Origin of the sequence: Chromohalobacter nigrandesensis, from assembly GCF_023061285.1 — a bacterium.
Lineage (GTDB): Bacteria > Pseudomonadota > Gammaproteobacteria > Pseudomonadales > Halomonadaceae > Chromohalobacter > Chromohalobacter nigrandesensis.
Genome location: NZ_JAKGAM010000002.1, coordinates 1 through 15,971, shown reverse-complemented (window position 1 = coordinate 15,971; position 15,971 = coordinate 1). Strand labels below are relative to the sequence as shown.

General features: G+C 60.8%; 13 protein-coding genes. 5 read left to right on the top strand and 8 right to left on the bottom strand.

Going from position 1 to position 15,971, the window contains the following annotated elements; all coding sequences use genetic code 11:
• Positions 1 to 65: 65 nt before the first annotated feature.
• On the top strand, positions 66 to 968 hold the full coding sequence (locus L1073_RS03685) for a DMT family transporter (RefSeq protein ID WP_246896978.1): 903 nt from the start codon (positions 66 to 68) through the stop codon (positions 966 to 968).
• Here L1073_RS03685 and L1073_RS03680 read toward each other — a convergent pair.
• On the bottom strand, positions 952 to 1,893 hold the full coding sequence (locus L1073_RS03680) for a LysR family transcriptional regulator (RefSeq protein ID WP_246896977.1): 942 nt from the start codon (positions 1,891 to 1,893) through the stop codon (positions 952 to 954). The genes L1073_RS03685 and L1073_RS03680 overlap by 17 nt on opposite strands.
• 169 nt (positions 1,894 to 2,062) lie before the next feature.
• Here L1073_RS03680 and aptA point away from each other — a divergent pair, with 169 nt between their 5' ends.
• Positions 2,063 to 3,406: an omega-aminotransferase AptA gene (gene aptA, locus L1073_RS03675; protein WP_246896975.1), complete on the top strand. Its 1,344-nt coding sequence runs from the start codon at positions 2,063 to 2,065 to the stop codon at positions 3,404 to 3,406.
• A 170-nt stretch (positions 3,407 to 3,576) separates the two neighbouring features.
• Positions 3,577 to 5,067 carry a CoA-acylating methylmalonate-semialdehyde dehydrogenase gene (locus tag L1073_RS03670; protein WP_246896973.1) on the top strand — a complete coding sequence of 497 codons (1,491 nt, stop codon included), beginning with the start codon at positions 3,577 to 3,579 and terminating at the stop codon, positions 5,065 to 5,067.
• A gap of 55 nt (positions 5,068 to 5,122) precedes the next feature.
• Here the strand turns inward: L1073_RS03670 and L1073_RS03665 are convergent, their stop codons facing one another.
• The 3 genes from L1073_RS03665 to L1073_RS03655 all read right to left on the bottom strand — a co-directional run bounded on the left by L1073_RS03665 (position 5,123) and on the right by L1073_RS03655 (position 7,589).
• Positions 5,123 to 5,554, bottom strand: coding sequence for a GFA family protein (locus L1073_RS03665; RefSeq protein ID WP_246896971.1), 432 nt, complete (start codon positions 5,552 to 5,554; stop codon positions 5,123 to 5,125).
• A gap of 54 nt (positions 5,555 to 5,608) precedes the next feature.
• Complete coding sequence (locus L1073_RS03660; protein WP_246896970.1) at positions 5,609 to 6,622, bottom strand: serine hydrolase domain-containing protein; 1,014 nt, start codon at positions 6,620 to 6,622, stop codon at positions 5,609 to 5,611.
• A gap of 490 nt (positions 6,623 to 7,112) precedes the next feature.
• Entirely contained in the window at positions 7,113 to 7,589 is a 477-nt protein-coding gene (locus L1073_RS03655) for a peroxiredoxin (protein ID WP_246896969.1), read from the bottom strand.
• Between the two features lie 173 nt (positions 7,590 to 7,762).
• Here L1073_RS03655 and L1073_RS03650 point away from each other — a divergent pair, with 173 nt between their 5' ends.
• Positions 7,763 to 8,383 (top strand): TetR/AcrR family transcriptional regulator, encoded by a 621-nt coding sequence (locus L1073_RS03650; RefSeq protein ID WP_246896968.1) that lies wholly within the window; start codon positions 7,763 to 7,765, stop codon positions 8,381 to 8,383.
• A gap of 72 nt (positions 8,384 to 8,455) precedes the next feature.
• Here the strand turns inward: L1073_RS03650 and preA are convergent, their stop codons facing one another.
• The 4 genes from preA to L1073_RS03630 all read right to left on the bottom strand — a co-directional run bounded on the left by preA (position 8,456) and on the right by L1073_RS03630 (position 13,783).
• Complete coding sequence (preA, locus tag L1073_RS03645; RefSeq protein WP_246896967.1) at positions 8,456 to 9,754, bottom strand: NAD-dependent dihydropyrimidine dehydrogenase subunit PreA; 1,299 nt, start codon at positions 9,752 to 9,754, stop codon at positions 8,456 to 8,458.
• Positions 9,754 to 11,133 carry an NAD(P)-dependent oxidoreductase gene (locus L1073_RS03640; RefSeq protein ID WP_246896966.1) on the bottom strand — a complete coding sequence of 460 codons (1,380 nt, stop codon included), beginning with the start codon at positions 11,131 to 11,133 and terminating at the stop codon, positions 9,754 to 9,756. Before L1073_RS03640 ends, preA begins: the two co-directional genes overlap by 1 nt.
• A 254-nt stretch (positions 11,134 to 11,387) precedes the next feature.
• Positions 11,388 to 12,830, bottom strand: coding sequence for a dihydropyrimidinase (gene hydA / locus L1073_RS03635; RefSeq protein WP_246896965.1), 1,443 nt, complete (start codon positions 12,828 to 12,830; stop codon positions 11,388 to 11,390).
• Between the two features lie 86 nt (positions 12,831 to 12,916).
• Positions 12,917 to 13,783, bottom strand: coding sequence for a nitrilase-related carbon-nitrogen hydrolase (locus L1073_RS03630; protein ID WP_246896964.1), 867 nt, complete (start codon positions 13,781 to 13,783; stop codon positions 12,917 to 12,919).
• Between the two features lie 614 nt (positions 13,784 to 14,397).
• On the opposite strand from L1073_RS03630, the gene L1073_RS03625 reads away from it, so the two are divergent.
• Positions 14,398 to 15,903, top strand: a complete 1,506-nt coding sequence (locus L1073_RS03625) for an NCS1 family nucleobase:cation symporter-1 (protein WP_246896962.1) — start codon at positions 14,398 to 14,400, stop codon at positions 15,901 to 15,903.
• Positions 15,904 to 15,971 lie beyond the last annotated feature (68 nt).

The following is a 15,971-nucleotide window of genomic DNA, read 5'->3' as shown; positions in this document are numbered from 1 at the left end:
GTGATTCAAGAAGGGATGCGATCATGACGAAATCTTCCTCAGGCACTGTGACGTCTCGTGCCAGCATGACATCGACTCACGCGCGGCGCGGTCTCGACATGCCCGCTGGTGTGGCGATGACCGGTTTTTGTATGGCGCTGGGATTGCAGCAAGTCGCCATCAAGGCCGTGGCCGGGGATATCCCGCCGCTGGCTCAGATCGTCGTGCGGTCGTTACTGGCGGGGATATTGGTGCTTTGCATTGCGCGCTGGCGGGGAATTCGGTTGGCGGATTTCCGTACGCGCCTGGGTGCGGGCGTGCTGGTCGGCCTGGGCTTTGCGGGCGAGTTCGCCTTCGTCGCCTGGGGGCTCAATTACACTCTGGCGTCGCATATGTCGGTCTTCCTCTATACGGCGCCGGTGTTCGCGGCATTGGGGCTGCATCTTTGGGTGCCGGGCGAACAGTTGGTGCGCTCGCAATGGTGGGGGATCGGCATGGCGTTTCTGGGCATGCTCATCGCCATGGTGCCCTCGGCGTCTGCTGATGGTGGCGTCGGCGCGATACTTCTGGGGGACTTCCTGGGCTTGCTGGCGGGGCTTTCCTGGGCCGCGACCACGCTGGTGGTGCGCCGCTCTTCACTCTCCGAGGCGCCGCCGCTTCAGACGCTGACGTATCAGCTATTGACCGCAGGCGTGCTGTTGTTGCCCATCACGTTGTGGTTGGGCGATTGGCAAGCGGTCACGCTCAGCGGCATGGCGGTGGCCAGCTTGAGCTTCCAGACGCTGGTCATCTCGGTGGGGGCGTTGCTGCTGTGGTTTGCCTTGTTGCGCCGTTACTGGGCCTCGCAACTCGGCGTGTTCTCGTTCTTGTCACCGATCTTCGGGGTGCTGTTCGGGGCCGTGCTGCTCGACGAACCCTTGTCCTGGAATTTCGTACTTGGCGGCGTGGCGATTCTGGTGGGCATCGTGCTGGTCAGTCGCAAGGCTTGAGGGTCGTTACCTGTATCAGACGTTCCAGCTCTTCAAGATAGCTTTCCAGTACCAGGTTGGGGGGCGCGCCCTTGCGGGTGATGGCGCTGTAGTGGGTCAGGTAATGCCAGCGTTCGGGATTCAAGGCCCGCATGCGAGCGTCGCGCACCCAGCGCTCGGCGTAGTGGGTCGGCAAGTAGCCGATATAGCGGCCGGAGAGGATCAAGAAGGCGATACCTTCGCGGTCGGTCGCCGAGGCGGCGGCCTTGAGCGGAGCGTGGCACGCCTTGATCTCCGGCGTCTGTGCGTAGGCGGGCACCACGGCGTCATGCGCAGTGAGTCGTTCCTCGTCTATGTCCTCGGCGTCGAAGAGCGGATGATCGACGGCGCAGTAGAGCCTCGAGGCTTCCTCGTAGAGGGGCAGATACGCAAGCCCCGGCAACGTCTTGAGCGCCGGGATCACGCCGGTGTGCAGGCGACCGTCCAGCACGCCCAGCTCGATGTCGCTGGGCGGCATCATGCGGATATTGATGCGTACCTCGGGGCCACGCGCCTTGAGCGCGCTGAGCGCATCGGTGATATACATCTCGGGCATGGTCACCAGGTTATCGGTGATGCCGATACTGAGCTCGCCCTTGAGGCGCGCATGCAGGCCATTGACACGTGTGCGGAACCCTTCCACGGCGCTCTGTAGCTGGAGGGTGGCAGCGTAGACTTCGGTGCCCTCGTCGGTGAGGGAGAAGCCGCCGCGCCCTCGCTGGCAGAGTCGCAGGCCGAGGCGTGTCTCCAGGTCATTCATCGCCATGCTGATCGCCGCACGACTAATGTTGAGTTCTACCTCGGCGGCGGAAAACCCACCGCACTCTACCACCTTGCGATAAATCCTCAGAAGGCGGAGGTCGGCATCGCTGGGCTGGCCCATCAGGGTCTCGCTGCGGGAAGGCATGGCGGGATTCCTCTTCTCGATGATGGGTGCCTTAGAGGATAGCCTCGCCGGCCCATAAAGTTAACCAGTGGCTTGCATGAGATTCAGTATTTCTGGATTTAACTTATCGACGACTCCGCCTAGCTTTTCCGATAGAACAACTTATCACCGCCTAGCGGCAGGAGGAGAGATGTCGGATCGCGCGTTTCCACCTATGGCGGGCTTGAGCCCGGAACAGTTGGATGCCTACTGGATGCCGTATACCGGCAATCGTCAATTCAAGCGCGATCCGCGTCTCATCGTGGGCGCCAAGGGCAGTTACTTGACCGATGCCCAGGGACGCCAAATCTTCGATGCGCTCTCGGGACTATGGACCTGCGGCGCGGGGCATTGCCGTCCCGAGATCACCGAGGCGGTCAGCCGCCAGCTCGGCGAGCTGGATTACTCACCGGCTTTCCAGTACGGCCATCCCAAGGCCTTCGAGCTGGCCCATCGCCTCCGGGAATTGACCCCTCAAGGGCTCGATCACGTGTTTTTCACCGGCTCCGGTTCGGAGAGTGCGGATACTGCGCTGAAGATCGCGCGGGCCTACTGGCGCAAGAAGGGCAAGCCGAGCAAGACCAAGCTGATCGGGCGTTCCAAGGGCTATCACGGGGTCAACTTCGGTGGTTTCAGCCTGGGCGGCATCGGCGCCAATCGCACCTTGTTCGGTCAAGGCGTGGATGCCGATCACCTGCCGCATACGTTGCTCAAGGAGAACACCTTCACCAAAGGCATGCCCGAGCAGGGTGCCGAGCGCGCCGATGAGCTGCTGGAGCTGATCGCGCTGCACGATGCTTCCAACATCGCGGCGGTGATCGTCGAGCCGCTGGCCGGTTCCGCCGGGGTGATTCCGCCGCCCAAAGGGTATCTCAAGCGTTTGCGCGAGATCTGCGATGCACATGAAATCCTGCTCATATTCGATGAGGTCATCACCGGCTTCGGCCGCATGGGATCGATGACCGGCGCCGAAGAATTCGGCGTGGTGCCGGACCTTCTCAATGTCGCCAAGCAGTTGACCAACGGCGCGGTGCCCATGGGCGCGGTGATCGTGCAGGGCGAGATCTACCGGACGTTCATGGAACAAGGCGGCCCTGACTATATGCTCGAGTTGCCCCATGGGTATACCTATTCGGGCCATCCGGTGGCCTGTGCCGCCGCGCTGGCCGCGCTGGATGTGCTCGAGAACGACCGCCTGATCGAGCGGGTGCGGGAGATGAGCCCGGTCTTCGAGGAGGCGCTCCACGGTTTCAAGGGCACGCGCTACGTCAGCGACATCCGCAATTACGGTCTTGCCGGCGCCCTTCAGATTGAGCCATATCCCGGCGAGCCGGGACGGCGTCCCTTCGAGATCGCCATGAAGTGCTGGGAGAAGGGCTTCTACGTGCGCTACGGCGGCGACACCATTCAGCTTGGCCTGCCCTTCATCGTCGAGCGCGAAGAGATCGATCGCCTCGTCAATGTGCTGGGCGATGCCATCGGCGAACTGGATTGAACACTTCGTTTGCAACCCGGTATGGGATGAGCTGTTCCGGCGACAAGCCTCCGCGAGGGCGCTGTGAACCCGTCCATGGGCGCTACTTTTGCCATCCATGGCAAAAGACCCTCGCTTCGTCTTGTCCCCGGCGCTCATCTGGCTTTCCACTTCTTACAACGAGGTAATACATGACCACACTCGGCCATCTAATCAACGGCTCACGCGTCGCCGGAGAAGGGCGCACCCAGGATATCTTCAACCCCTCTACCGGCGAGGTCGGCAGCCAGGTCAGCCTGGCCTCCAAGGCCACCGTCGAAGAGGCCATCGCCGCCGCCCAGGCCGCCTTCCCGGCCTGGCGCGATACGCCGCCCGCCAAGCGGGCGCGGGTGATGTTCAACTTCAAGCAGTTGCTGGAGCAGAACGCCGACGAGATCGCCCGGCTGATCGGCCAGGAGCACGGCAAGATTGTCCACGATGCCAAGGGTGAACTCGCGCGCGGCATCGAAAATGTCGAATACGCCTGCGGTGTACCGGAATTGCTCAAGGGCGAGTACAGCAAGAATACCGGGCCGGGCATCGACTCCTGGAGCGAGTTCCACTCGCTGGGCGTGGTCGCTGGCATCACGCCGTTCAACTTCCCGGCCATGGTGCCGCTGTGGATGTATCCCATGGCTATCGCTTGCGGCAATACCTTCGTGCTCAAGCCCTCAGAGCGTGACCCGACTTCGGCGCTCTACATCGCCGAGCTGGCACTGGAAGCGGGCCTGCCCGCCGGCGTGCTCAATGTGGTCAACGGTGACAAGGAAGCCGTCGATACACTGCTCGATGACGACCGCGTGCAGGCCGTGAGCTTCGTCGGTTCCACGCCGATCGCCGAGTATATCTATAGCCGCGCCAGTGCCAACGGCAAGCGTTGCCAGGCGCTCGGCGGCGCCAAGAACCACGCCATCGTGATGCCCGATGCCGACATGGATAACGTGGTCAATTCGCTGAACGGGGCAGCCTTCGGTTCCTCGGGCGAGCGCTGCATGGCGTTGTCCGTCGCCGTGGCGGTGGGCGACGAGGCAGCCGATGCGTTGATCGCCAAGATGCAGACCCAGATGAAGACCCTCAAGGTCGGCCCCTTCCATGACGCCGAGAACGATTTCGGTCCGGTGATCACCAAAGCCCACCAGGAGAAAGTCTGCGGCTACATCGACGGTGCCGAGCAACAGGGGGCCGAGATCGTGGTCGATGGGCGTGGCATGAAGGTGCCGGGGCATGAGAACGGCTTCTACGTCGGCGGCACCCTGATCGACCGTGTCACGCCCGACATGACCTGCTATCTCGAGGAGATCTTCGGACCGGTGCTGCTGGTGGTGCGTGTCGGTTCCATGGAAGAGGCCATGAAACTGATCGACGCTCACGAGTATGGCAACGGCACCTGCATCTATACCCGTGACGGCGAAGCGGCGCGCTACTTCAGCGATCATATTCAGGTGGGGATGGTCGGCATCAACGTTCCCTTGCCGGTACCGGTTTCTTACCACAGTTTCGGGGGCTGGAAGCGCTCGTTGTTCGGCGATCTGGCCGCCTACGGTCCCGATGCGGTGCGCTTCTATACCAAGCGCAAGACCGTTACTCAGCGCTGGCCATCGGCCGGCGTTCGCGAAGGGGCGCAGTTCTCCTTCCCCTCCTGACACTCGATGGCCCCGCACATGCGGGGCCATTGCTTTCCTTGGCTGTCAGCGGCACCTAGCTGCCAGCGCTGCCCGCAAATTGCGCAAAGACCTCGTCGCCGGTCAGGCGGGGAGTGTCGTTGGCGAAATCGTAGAAGCTGGGCTTTTCATCGATGAAGATCTGCTGAGCGATTGTCCAGGGTTCGCCGGCATCCAGCAGACCGAGGGGAAAGGCGTAGTGCTGGCCATTGGCGAGACGGTAGAAGAGGTGCGTGCCGCACTGCCGACAGAAGCCGCGTTCGGCCCAGTCCGAAGACGCATATACGCTGACGTTTTCCTCGCCTTCCAGGGTCATGGGCTCGTCGCTTTCGATGGCAAGCATCGGGCCGCCGCTCCAGGTTTGGCACATGCGGCAGTGGCAGACACTCACGCCGTAACCGGTGAGCGACACGCGAAGGCTGACAGCGCCGCACAGGCAGGTGCCTTGGCTTTCATGAGAGGCTGACATGAGCGACTCCTTGTTGGGTGATGGCTGTGTTGTCGGCAAGACATGATGCCGATATCAATCGATGGCTTCGATCAGGTCGGTCGCGGCTGCCTTGACGCGATCCAGATAATTGCTGCCATTGGAAGGTGGCGTGGGATCGGCAGTCATGACGATGGTAGCGTCATGTGCCGGCACCACGAACAGTAACTGTCCCCCATATCCCCAACCATAATAGACTGCCGTATCGGCAAGCTGGGTAATGAACCACCCGTAGCCGTAGTCGTCCTGATTGAAATGCGAGCGGGTACGCGTTTGCCAGGAGCGCTCTACCCATTCGGCGGGGAGCACGCGTTCACCGTCGTACATGCCTTTTTGACGATATAGCTCGCCGATTTTCAACAAGGCGCGCGGCGAAAGCCCCATTTCATTGCCCCCGAAATAGATGCCTTGTGGGTCACGCGTCCAGGGCGGTATTGCGATCTCCAGAGGCGTGCCCAACCACTCGCGCATCAGCGTGAGCGTATCGCGGCCACTGGCATCGGTGAGCGCGGCAGAGAGCAGATGGCTATTGCCGGTCGAGTACAGCATGCGCCCACCGGGGTCGGCGACGAAGGGACGTGACAGGGCGTTGCCGACCCAATCGTCGCTGGCCACCCAACCTCCGTAGTTGGCGCCGGAGGTGCGTTCCAGCCCGGCCTGCATGGAAAGCAGATGGCCGACCTGGATGTCAGCGACGCGCGGGTCGGCCTCGGCGGGGACGCGATCACCGAGCAGGTCAGTGATCGGCTGATCGACGCCCTGGATGACGTCACGCGCGATGGCCGCGCCTACCAATGTGGAGATCAGCACTTTGGAGAGCGATTTGATGTTGGCTGTCTCGTCGACGTCGTGCCCGCGCCAGCCACGTTCGATGACTGTGTCGCCGTCGATGGCCATCAGTAGCGTATGCGTACGCGGCAAATCCCCGATACGTTGTGCGGCTTCCTCGAGTGCCGGGCGATCGATGGCCGCCATGGCGGGCAGTGCCATGCCGGCGAGCGTGATGGTCAGTATCGATAAGTGCCAGGAGCGACGTAGTAAAGACGACATTCGGCATGCATTCCATTGCAGGGAAAGGCTTAGTGTGGCCGATGGGTGGAAGAGACTCCAAAAGGCGAGCAAAAAAAGTCCCCAAGAAGGGGACTAGGGGAGCACGCCAGCTCACTCGGTTCATCGCTGCTGGGCAGCGACGCTAAAAAGGGAGAAGAAGGCACCAGATTCGATGGTTGGCGTTCTTCGTATTTTATAGATAGCGAAGTGCGTGCCATTTTTTATAAAAATTATATATATCAAATACTTATATTTTTAAGGCGTCGACACTGAATGCCACGATGGCGATGGTCCGGGGGAATGATGCGCCAAGAAGGAGAACTGTATAGTGTTGGCGCACCATGAGTGGGCAGTAGCGGCTTAGATCACGACAAGCAAGCCACCATGGACATAGATAATCTGGCCGCTGACGTCGCCACGAAAGCCAGTCAGGCGCTTACGAAATGGCCCGCCGAGAGGCGGGCCATGGGGAGGGCGACGCTGAGGGAACTTACAGATTGGCGAGAATGGTTTCGGCGCTGCTTTTCTCGACGCCCTTTTCATCGACGCCCAGGTAGCTGACTACGCCATCGTCGACGATCATGGCATAGCGCTGACTGCGCGTGCCCATGCCGGCGCCGCTGGCGTCTTTCTCCATGCCGATGGCGCGGGTGAAGTCTGCATGGCCATCGGCGAGCATGGTGATCGCCTGGGCGTTTTGATCCTGCTGCCAGGCACCCAGGACGAAAGCATCGTTGACGGCCAGGCAGGCGATGGTATCCACCCCCTTGGCGAGGATGTCGTCGGCATTAATCACGAAGCCCGGCATATGGGTGTTGGAGCACCCCGGCGTGAACGCGCCGGGCACCGCGAACAGCACCACACGCTTGCCGGTGAACAGCTCACCGGTGTCGAGGTCTTCGGGGCCGTTGGCGCCGTTGGTCTTGAGGGTGACGCTGGGCAGCTTGTCGCCTTGTGCGATGGTCATAGTGAACTCCTTAAGGTGATCGAGCCTGATCATTCACAGTGCGCTATTAGGTCGGTATACCGCAACCCTCAAGCATCGGATGGTCTTGCCGGTTGAAGCGCGCGGCGCAAGTGTGGTGAGAGCGGTGGTAGACTCGCACAATAGCGTGAGGATTCGAGCGGATTGAGAGAACAATGGCCAGACGTAAGGGATGGATTCGTCAGCAGAACGTGGAGAAGATCCTGCTGGCGGCGGAGCAGGTGTTTGCCGAGAAAGGCTACGCGGGTGCCTCGATGGGGGATATCGCACAATTGGCGGGGATTCCCAAGTCCAATGTGCATTACTACTTTTCCACCAAGGAAGAGCTTTACCGCGATGTCCTGCTCGAACTGCTCGAGGTGTGGAAGCAGGACGCGTTGTGCTTCGAGCTTTACGACGATCCGCGCATCGTGCTGTCCACCTACATTCGCGCCAAGATGAATCACTCGCGTGGCCGCGCGGCAGGGTCCAAGGTCTGGGCAGCCGAAGTCATGCAAGGTGGAACGGTGATCGGCGATTCGCTTCGCGATAACCTCTATGAGTGGGCCAAGCTCAAGGAAGCGAAGATACGTGAATGGGTCGAGGCGGGGAAGATCTGGCCTGTCGAGCCGTCCTATTTGCTGTATATGATCTGGGCGTCGACCCAGCATTATGCCGACTTCGATTACCAGATCTATCTCCTCAACGATGATGCGCCCCTCGACGACACTCAGTTCGAGCATGCGGTGCAGTCGGTGACTAGCGTCATCTTGCGTGGGATAGGGCTATCGCCGTGAGGTGAGCGTCCGCGAGCGGGGCGCGCCCCAGCATTGCTGCCAGGGGCGCCGCTCGAATGGATAGGAACACGTTCAGGCGGATTCACGAAACGGGTTGCGCGGGTCTTCGTTCCAGCTCATGTAGGGTTTTTCGCTTGGCTGCGGCACCATGCTGATGCAGTCCTCGACCGGGCAGGTGATCTGGCACAGGTTGCAGCCCACGCACTCTTCTTCGATCACCTCGTAACGCCTGGCGCCGGCGGCGTCGATCAGCTTGGCGATCGACTGGTGCGAGGTATCTTCGCAGGCGATGTAGCAGCGTCCGCACTGGATGCACGTGTCCTGGTCGATGTGGGCGATGGTCTGGAAGTTCATGTCCAGATACTTCCAGTCGGTGGTGTTGGCCACTGCCTTGCCGGAAAACTCGGCGAGACTGCGATAGCCCTTTTCGGCCATCCAGCGCGCCAGGCCGTCCTGCATCTCCTCGACGATGCGAAAGCCGTGGAGCATGGCGGCGGTGCATACCTGTACCGCGCCGGCACCGAGTGCGGCGAATTCCGCGGCGTCGCGCCAGTTGGAGATACCGCCGATACCGCAGATCGGCAAGCCTTGGGTTGCTGGGTCACGGGCGATCTCGGCGACCATATTCATGGCAATGGGCTTGACCGCCGCTCCACAGTAGCCGCCGTGAGTGCTCTGGCTGCCCACGGTGGGCTTGGCGACCATGTTGTCAAGATCGATCGAAGTGATCGAGTTGATGGTGTTGATCAGCGAGACGGCGTCGGCACCGCCGTGCAGTGCGGCCTGAGCAGCAACGCGAATGTCGGTGATATTGGGCGTGAGCTTCACGATCACAGGCTTGGAGTAATACTGCTTGCACCAGCGCGTGACTTGCTCGATAAGATCGGGGTTCTGGCCCACTGCGGCGCCCATGCCGCGTTCGGGCATGCCGTGCGGGCAACCCAGGTTGAGTTCGATGCCGTCGGCGCCGGTGGCTTCGACCCGCGGCAGGATCGCCTTCCAGCTCTCCTCGACGCAGGGCACCATGATCGAGACGATCAGCGCGCGTTCGGGCCAGCGCTTCTTGACCTCCGTGATCTCGCGCAGGTTGATCTCCAGGCTGCGGTCGGTGATCAGCTCGATGTTGTTGAAGCCCAGCACCTCGCGGTTCTTGCCGAAGTGCGCCGAATAGCGCGACGACACGTTGACTGCCGCCGGGTCCTCACCGAGGGTCTTCCAGACCACGCCACCCCAACCGGCCTCGAAAGCGCGCTCGACATTGTAGGCCTTGTCGGTGGGCGGGGCGGAGGCTAGCCAAAAGGGGTTGGGCGAGCGGATGCCGGCGAATTCGATGCTTAGATCGACGTCGGGTTTTTTCGCGGATGCCTTCATTACGCCACCTCCTGCTGGGCCATGATCTCGTTGTGGATGGCCTGAGCGGCCAGCTTGCCGTGCTGCACGGCCTGGACAGTCAAATCCTGACCGGCCGCGATGCAGTCGCCGCCGGCATACACGCCGGCAAGCCGAGTGCGGAAATTGCCGTCGACTTCGATCTTGCCGGCTTCTTGGCCGAGCTGGCCGGCACGCACGTCGCTCAGGCTGGTGTCATCGAAGGTTTGGCCAATCGCCGTGAAGACGGCATCGGCGGGGACGTCCAGGCTCTCGCCGGTGGCGGCGAGGGCACCGCCGCGGGATTCGGTGCGCGCGAATCGCATACCGGCCACGCGTCCGGCATCGTCGAGCAGCACTTGCTCAGGCTTGGCCCAGGTGACGATGCGCACGCCGTTGGCCTTGGCGATTTCCTGCTCGTGGCCGGTGGCGGCCATCGACTCGACTCCGCGGCGATAGACCAGGGTGACCGCTTCGGCGCCCAGGCGGGCCATTTGCACCGCCATGTCGATGGCAGTGTTGCCGGCACCGATCACCACGCAGCGTTTGGCCAGCGCCAGATCGCCAATGTCCTCGCTCTGACGTAGCTCCTTGATGTAGTCGGTGGCGGGCATCAAGCCGGTAGCGTGTTCCCCGGTTAAGCCCAGCTGGCGACTGGTGCCCAGGCCCAGGCCCAGAAACACCGAGTCGTAATCACGCTGCAGGGTGTCGAGATCGAGATTGTCACCCAGGCGCTGGCCGTGACGGATCTCGATGCCGCCGATCTTGAGCAGGAAGTCGATCTCCTTTTGGGCGTAGTCGTCGACCAGTTTGTACTTGGCGATGCCGTATTCGTTGAGCCCGCCGGGCTTGGCCTCGGCCTCGAAGATCGTCACCCGGTGGCCGAAGGTGGCCAGCCGGTGGGCACAAGAGAGTCCGGCAGGTCCAGCGCCGACGATGGCGATATGCTTGCCGGTATCGGCGGCACGCACGAACGGATGGCCGTCGAAGTGCATGTGATCGACGGCGTGGCGTTGCAACAGACCGATCAGCACCGGCTGGCATTCGGCGTCGTGATTGCGCACGCAGCTCTGTTCGCAGAGGATCTCGGTGGGGCAGACCCGGGCGCAACTGCCGCCGAGGATGTTCTCCTCGAGAATGGTCTGGGCGGCGCCGTTGATATTGTCCTCGGCGATCTCGCGGATGAAGCTTGGGATATCGATATCCGACGGGCAGGCTTCCACGCAGGGGGCATCGTAGCAGTACAGGCAACGCTGGCTCTCGATGAATGCCTGGCGCTGGGTCAACGGCGGATGCAGGTCGCTGAATTCGGCTTCCAGCGCAGTAGTACTATCACGGGTGCCATCGCCGGCTCGCGGCAGGTGGTTGAGAGGGTGGGTCACGGTAGCTCTCCTTCGGCACCGCCGTTCGCCAGGACGAAGCGGCGGGCCGGCTGTTGTTATGGGCTTAAAGTTTCATTCAACTCGACAGATTCAGTGGGCTTTTCCGGGGGCAAGACTTCGCGAGGGCGCTGTAAACCCTTCCTTGGGCGCTACCTTTGCCATCCATGGCAAAGGACCCTCTCTTCGTCTTGCCCCCGGCGCCCATCATCGCTGGGGTTTGGAAATGAGTTGGCATTCGGCAGGGAGAAGGAGCTTCAGCGCTCGACGGCGGTGGCCGCGTTGCGCTCGGCGCGCTTCTTGAGTACGTCATAGACGCCGGGGTAGGCGGGCCGCTCGATGTAGCGACCGGCGCCTTTCTCGGCGTGTAGTTCTTGGCCATCTCGCCATACCCACTTGCCTTGGCTGATGGTGTGGCGTGGGATGCCGCGCACGGTCTTGCCCTCGAAGATGTTGAAGTCGACGTTCTGGTGATGGGTCTCGGCGGAGATGGTGCGTGTGGCGCTGGGGTCCCAGACCACCAGGTCGGCGTCGGCGCCTTCCTGGATCGCGCCCTTGCGCGGGTACATGTTGAAGATCTTGGCGGTGTTGGTGGAGGTGACGGCGACGAAGTCCTGCATCGAGATGCGCCCGCCGTTGACGCCCTCGTCCCAGATCACGGCCATGCGATCCTCGATCCCAGCGGTGCCGTTGGGGATCTTGGTAAAGTCGTCCTTACCCATCGCCTTCTGATCGTCGCAGAAGCAGCAGTGGTCGGTGGCAGTGGTCTGCAGGTTGCCGGACTGTAGCCCGGTCCACAGCGCGTCCTGATGCGCCTTGCTGCGAAACGGGGGGCTCATGACGTGGGCGGCGGCCTTGGCCCAGTCGGCGTTGCGGTAGACGCTGTCGTCGATCATCAGGTGACCGGCAAGCGCCTCGCCATAGACCGGCTGGCCCTGGCGGCGGGCATAGGTGATTTCGTCGAGCGCGTCGCGGCACGAGACGTGCACCACATAGATCGGTGTGCCCAGCGTACCGGCGATGCGAATCGCCCGGCTGGCGGCTTCGCCCTCGACCTGCGGCGGGCGCGACAGCGGATGCGCTTCAGGGCCGGTGAGTCCCTGAGCGAGCAGCTTCTGCTGCATGTGGTAGACCAGTTCGCCGTTCTCGGCATGCACGGTGGGCACTGCGCCAAGCTCCAGGCAGCGGGTGAAGCTGGCCACCAGGATGTCATCGGTAGCCATGATGGCGTTCTTATAAGCCATGAAATGCTTGAAGCTGTTGACGCCATGCTCGCGCACAAGGGTGCCCATATCTTCATGCACGCTGTCGTCCCACCAGGTTACCGCGACATGGAAGGCATAATCGCTGGCGGCTTTCTCGGCCCAGCCGCGCCAGGTCTCGAAGGCCTCCATCAGCGGCTGGCCGGGGTTGGGAATCACGAAGTCGATGATTGTGGTAGTGCCGCCGGCGAGCCCAGCGGCGGTGCCGGTGTAGAAGTCCTCGCTGGCCACCGTGCCCATGAACGGCAGCTGCATGTGGGTGTGCGGGTCGATGCCACCGGGCATCACGTACTGGCCGCTGGCGTCGATCACCTCGGCGTCGGCCGGCGCTTCGAGGTCGACGCCGACAGCGGCAATCCTGCCATCTACGCAGAGCACATCAGCGCGGTAGATGTCGTCATGGGTGACGACGGTGCCGCCACGGATCAGGATGGTCATGATTTCAAACCTCTTGGACTTGTTAGCTGTTCGATCCAGTGCTTGGTTGCGCTGGATTAATCGGCTTGCTCAGTCATGCGGCCGGTCTACTCGCCATCCGTGAGCCGCGTGTAGGTTTCAGGTCGGCGGTCGCGGAAGAACTGCCAGGTATTGCGAATTTCGCGGACCATTGCCAAGTCGACCTCGTGGATCAGCAGCTCGTCTTCGCTGGCGCTGGCCTTGACTTCGATCTCCCCGCGCGGATTGGCGATGTAGGAATTGCCGTAGAATTCGCCGATGTTCCATGGCGCTTCGGTGCCGACGCGATTGATAGCGGCGATGAAGCAGCCGTTGGCGGCGGCCGAAGCGGGTTGTTCGAGCTCCCACAGGTACTGCGACAGACCAGCGACAGTGGCCGAGGGGTTGAAGATGATCTCGGCACCGTTGAGGGCCAGGGCGCGCCAGCCTTCGGGGAAGTGACGGTCATAGCAGATGTAGACGCCGACCTTGCCGTAGGCGGTATCGAAGACCGGCCAGTTCGATTTGCCCGGCTTGAAGAAATACTTCTCCCAGAAGCCGGCGAGCTGCGGGATGTGTGTCTTGTGGTACTTGCCGAGATAGCTGCCGTCGGCATCGAACACCGCCGCAGTGTTGTAGTAGATGCCAGGGACAGTCTCCTCGAAGATGGGTACGATGATCACCATGTGATGCTTGGCCGCAAGTTTCTGCATCATCTGACAGGTCGGCCCTTCGGGAACTTTCTCGGCGGCGGCGTACCACTTCTTGTCTTGGCTGGGGCAGAAGTAGGGCTGGTTGAAGACTTCCTGAAAACACAGTACTTGAACGCCGGCATCGGCGGCTTTCTCGATGTAGGGCAAGTGCGCTTCGTTCATGGCATCGCGGATGGCGGCCGGCTCGATGTCGGTCTCGACTTTCAAGGCCATCTGGATCAAGCCGATCTTCACTTTTTGCATCAATGAATCCTCATGTTGTGCTTGTTGTTAACGGTTGTCGTACACCGTTATGCATTGATTCGGCTTTTCTAAAACCTGTCTGTTAAGTCAGGATAATAAAAACTTAGTCGCTCATAAGGCGTTATTTCAAGTTGTTTTTGAATTTTTTGGGATGAATTTAAATTTGCGTAACCTATTAATTTAAAAACAATTCCCTATAAGGCTGCAAGGCGTGCACCAATTTTTGGTTTAAAAAATATAGGTTTATTTATATGTTTAAAAACATATATTTATGATTTTTATAAAGGCGCTAGAGTAGGTCGGAAGGCATTGTTATGCACCATTGTGGAACTTGTCTAGAGTGTCAGGATGAGCCTGACAAGGCATGTTGGATATGCACAGTGACGGTATGTGAGAAAAGTTGACGGTGCGGGCAGGATTGATTGATTTATTAAAATCAATGACTTGTTACGAATGGGCCAGGTTGATGGAAGCTGCTTTCAAGAAGGCTTCTCCCTCAAAACGCGAGATTGGGCATGCTTTTTGCGGGAAGATGGCAAGCGACGGTCAGTATTCAACACAATGCATAGCTTCCCGATGCGGGGAGTTGGCAGCCGCAAGAGGAGACAACAACAATGACGGCAAACACTTCACGCTCGGTGCAGCGTGGCGACCTTGTCGAGCTCGAGGTCGGTGACGACGTTCGGGAAAGTTCACGTTTCAATGAGGATATCGCCCCGACACGGTTCGAGGAGCGTACTTGGTCGCGCTGGAACGTCGCGGCCTTGTGGGTCGGTCTGTCGATTTGCGTGCCGACCTACACGCTGGGCGGCATCCTGACGGCCTATTTCGGGCTCTCGGTGAGCGAGGCATTGGTCACGATCCTGATCGCCAATATCGTGATCCTGGTGCCCCTGACGCTGAATGCCTTCCCGGGCACCAAGTTCGGCATTCCGTTTCCGGTGGTATTGCGCTCGTCGTTCGGTATTCGTGGCTCCAACGTTCCCTGCCTGATAAGGGCGCTGGTTGGGTGCGGCTGGTTCGGCATTCAGACGATGTTCGGCGGGCTGGCGATTCACCTATTGCTGTCGGCGGTCTTTCCACCCTGGCGTGCGTTGGAAGGGCTTGGCGAGGTGATCGGCTTTTTCCTGTTCGGTGCCATGAATCTGTATGTGGTGATCCGCGGTGCCGAGTCGATCAAGTGGCTGGAGACCCTTTCGGCGCCACTGCTGTTGGCCGTTGCCGTGGGGCTGATGGTGTGGGCCATGCCGCACGTGTCGATGACCGAACTGTTGAGTCAGCCGCCGTCGCGTCCAGAAGGTGCGCCAGTCTACGGTTATTTCTTCGCCGGGCTGACGGCCATGGTGGGTTTCTGGGCCACGTTGTCGCTTAACATTCCCGACTTCAGCCGTTTTGCCAAGAGTCAGAAGGATCAGATCGTCGGCCAGATCATCGGCCTGCCGTTGACCATGTTCTTCTTTGCCTCGCTGGGCGTCGTCATGACGGCGGCGTCGGCGTCGCTGGTGGGGGAAACGATTGCCGATCCGGTGAACTTGATCGGGCGTATCGATAATCCCTTCTGGGTGGTCATTGCCATGGTGCTGATCATCATCGCGACGATCTCGACCAATACCGCCGGTAATATCGTATCCCCGACTAACGATTTTCAGAACATCGCCCCCAAGCTGATCAACCAGACGCGCGGTACGCTGATGACCGGCCTGGTCGGGGTACTGCTGATGGGTTATGACCTGTTGCAGAAAGCTGGCGTGATCGTCTCCGACGTGACCCTCGAGAGCCTGTACTCCAACTGGTTGTTGGGCTATTCGAGCCTGTTGGGTCCGATCGCCGGGATCATGATCGTCGACTACTTCCTGATCAAGCGCCAGCAACTCGACGTTGCCAGCCTGTACAAGGATGGCGCTGCCTACCCGGCCTACAACCCGGCGGGGTTCATCGCCTTCTTCGTGCCGGTGGCGCTGACCGTGTTCTCGTTGGCGACGGGTGCCTGGACCTGGTTCTACGATTACGGCTGGTTCACTGGTTCGGCTCTGGGGGCGGTCATCTACTACGTTGCCATCCAGGTACTTGCCAAGCCGTTGAGCGAGGATGACGCGGTAACCGATAAAGTAGGCACCTGAGCGAGCGCGATGGGGTAATCGTGATGCTCTGTTCTCTACATGCAAGCCACCGCCCAAAGGCGGTGGCT

What these genes read in the sequence shown, in the direction of transcription:
- L1073_RS03685 (WP_246896978.1), top strand. Translation starts at nt 66, where the DNA reads ATGACATCGACTCACGCGCGGCGCGGTCTCGACATGCCCGCTGGTGTG.
- L1073_RS03680 (WP_246896977.1), bottom strand. Translation starts at nt 1,893, where the DNA reads ATGCCTTCCCGCAGCGAGACCCTGATGGGCCAGCCCAGCGATGCCGAC.
- aptA (WP_246896975.1), top strand. Translation starts at nt 2,063, where the DNA reads ATGTCGGATCGCGCGTTTCCACCTATGGCGGGCTTGAGCCCGGAACAG.
- L1073_RS03670 (WP_246896973.1), top strand. Translation starts at nt 3,577, where the DNA reads ATGACCACACTCGGCCATCTAATCAACGGCTCACGCGTCGCCGGAGAA.
- L1073_RS03665 (WP_246896971.1), bottom strand. Translation starts at nt 5,554, where the DNA reads ATGTCAGCCTCTCATGAAAGCCAAGGCACCTGCCTGTGCGGCGCTGTC.
- L1073_RS03660 (WP_246896970.1), bottom strand. Translation starts at nt 6,622, where the DNA reads ATGTCGTCTTTACTACGTCGCTCCTGGCACTTATCGATACTGACCATC.
- L1073_RS03655 (WP_246896969.1), bottom strand. Translation starts at nt 7,589, where the DNA reads ATGACCATCGCACAAGGCGACAAGCTGCCCAGCGTCACCCTCAAGACC.
- L1073_RS03650 (WP_246896968.1), top strand. Translation starts at nt 7,763, where the DNA reads ATGGCCAGACGTAAGGGATGGATTCGTCAGCAGAACGTGGAGAAGATC.
- preA (WP_246896967.1), bottom strand. Translation starts at nt 9,754, where the DNA reads ATGAAGGCATCCGCGAAAAAACCCGACGTCGATCTAAGCATCGAATTC.
- hydA (WP_246896965.1), bottom strand. Translation starts at nt 12,830, where the DNA reads ATGACCATCCTGATCCGTGGCGGCACCGTCGTCACCCATGACGACATC.
- L1073_RS03630 (WP_246896964.1), bottom strand. Translation starts at nt 13,783, where the DNA reads ATGCAAAAAGTGAAGATCGGCTTGATCCAGATGGCCTTGAAAGTCGAG.
- L1073_RS03625 (WP_246896962.1), top strand. Translation starts at nt 14,398, where the DNA reads ATGACGGCAAACACTTCACGCTCGGTGCAGCGTGGCGACCTTGTCGAG.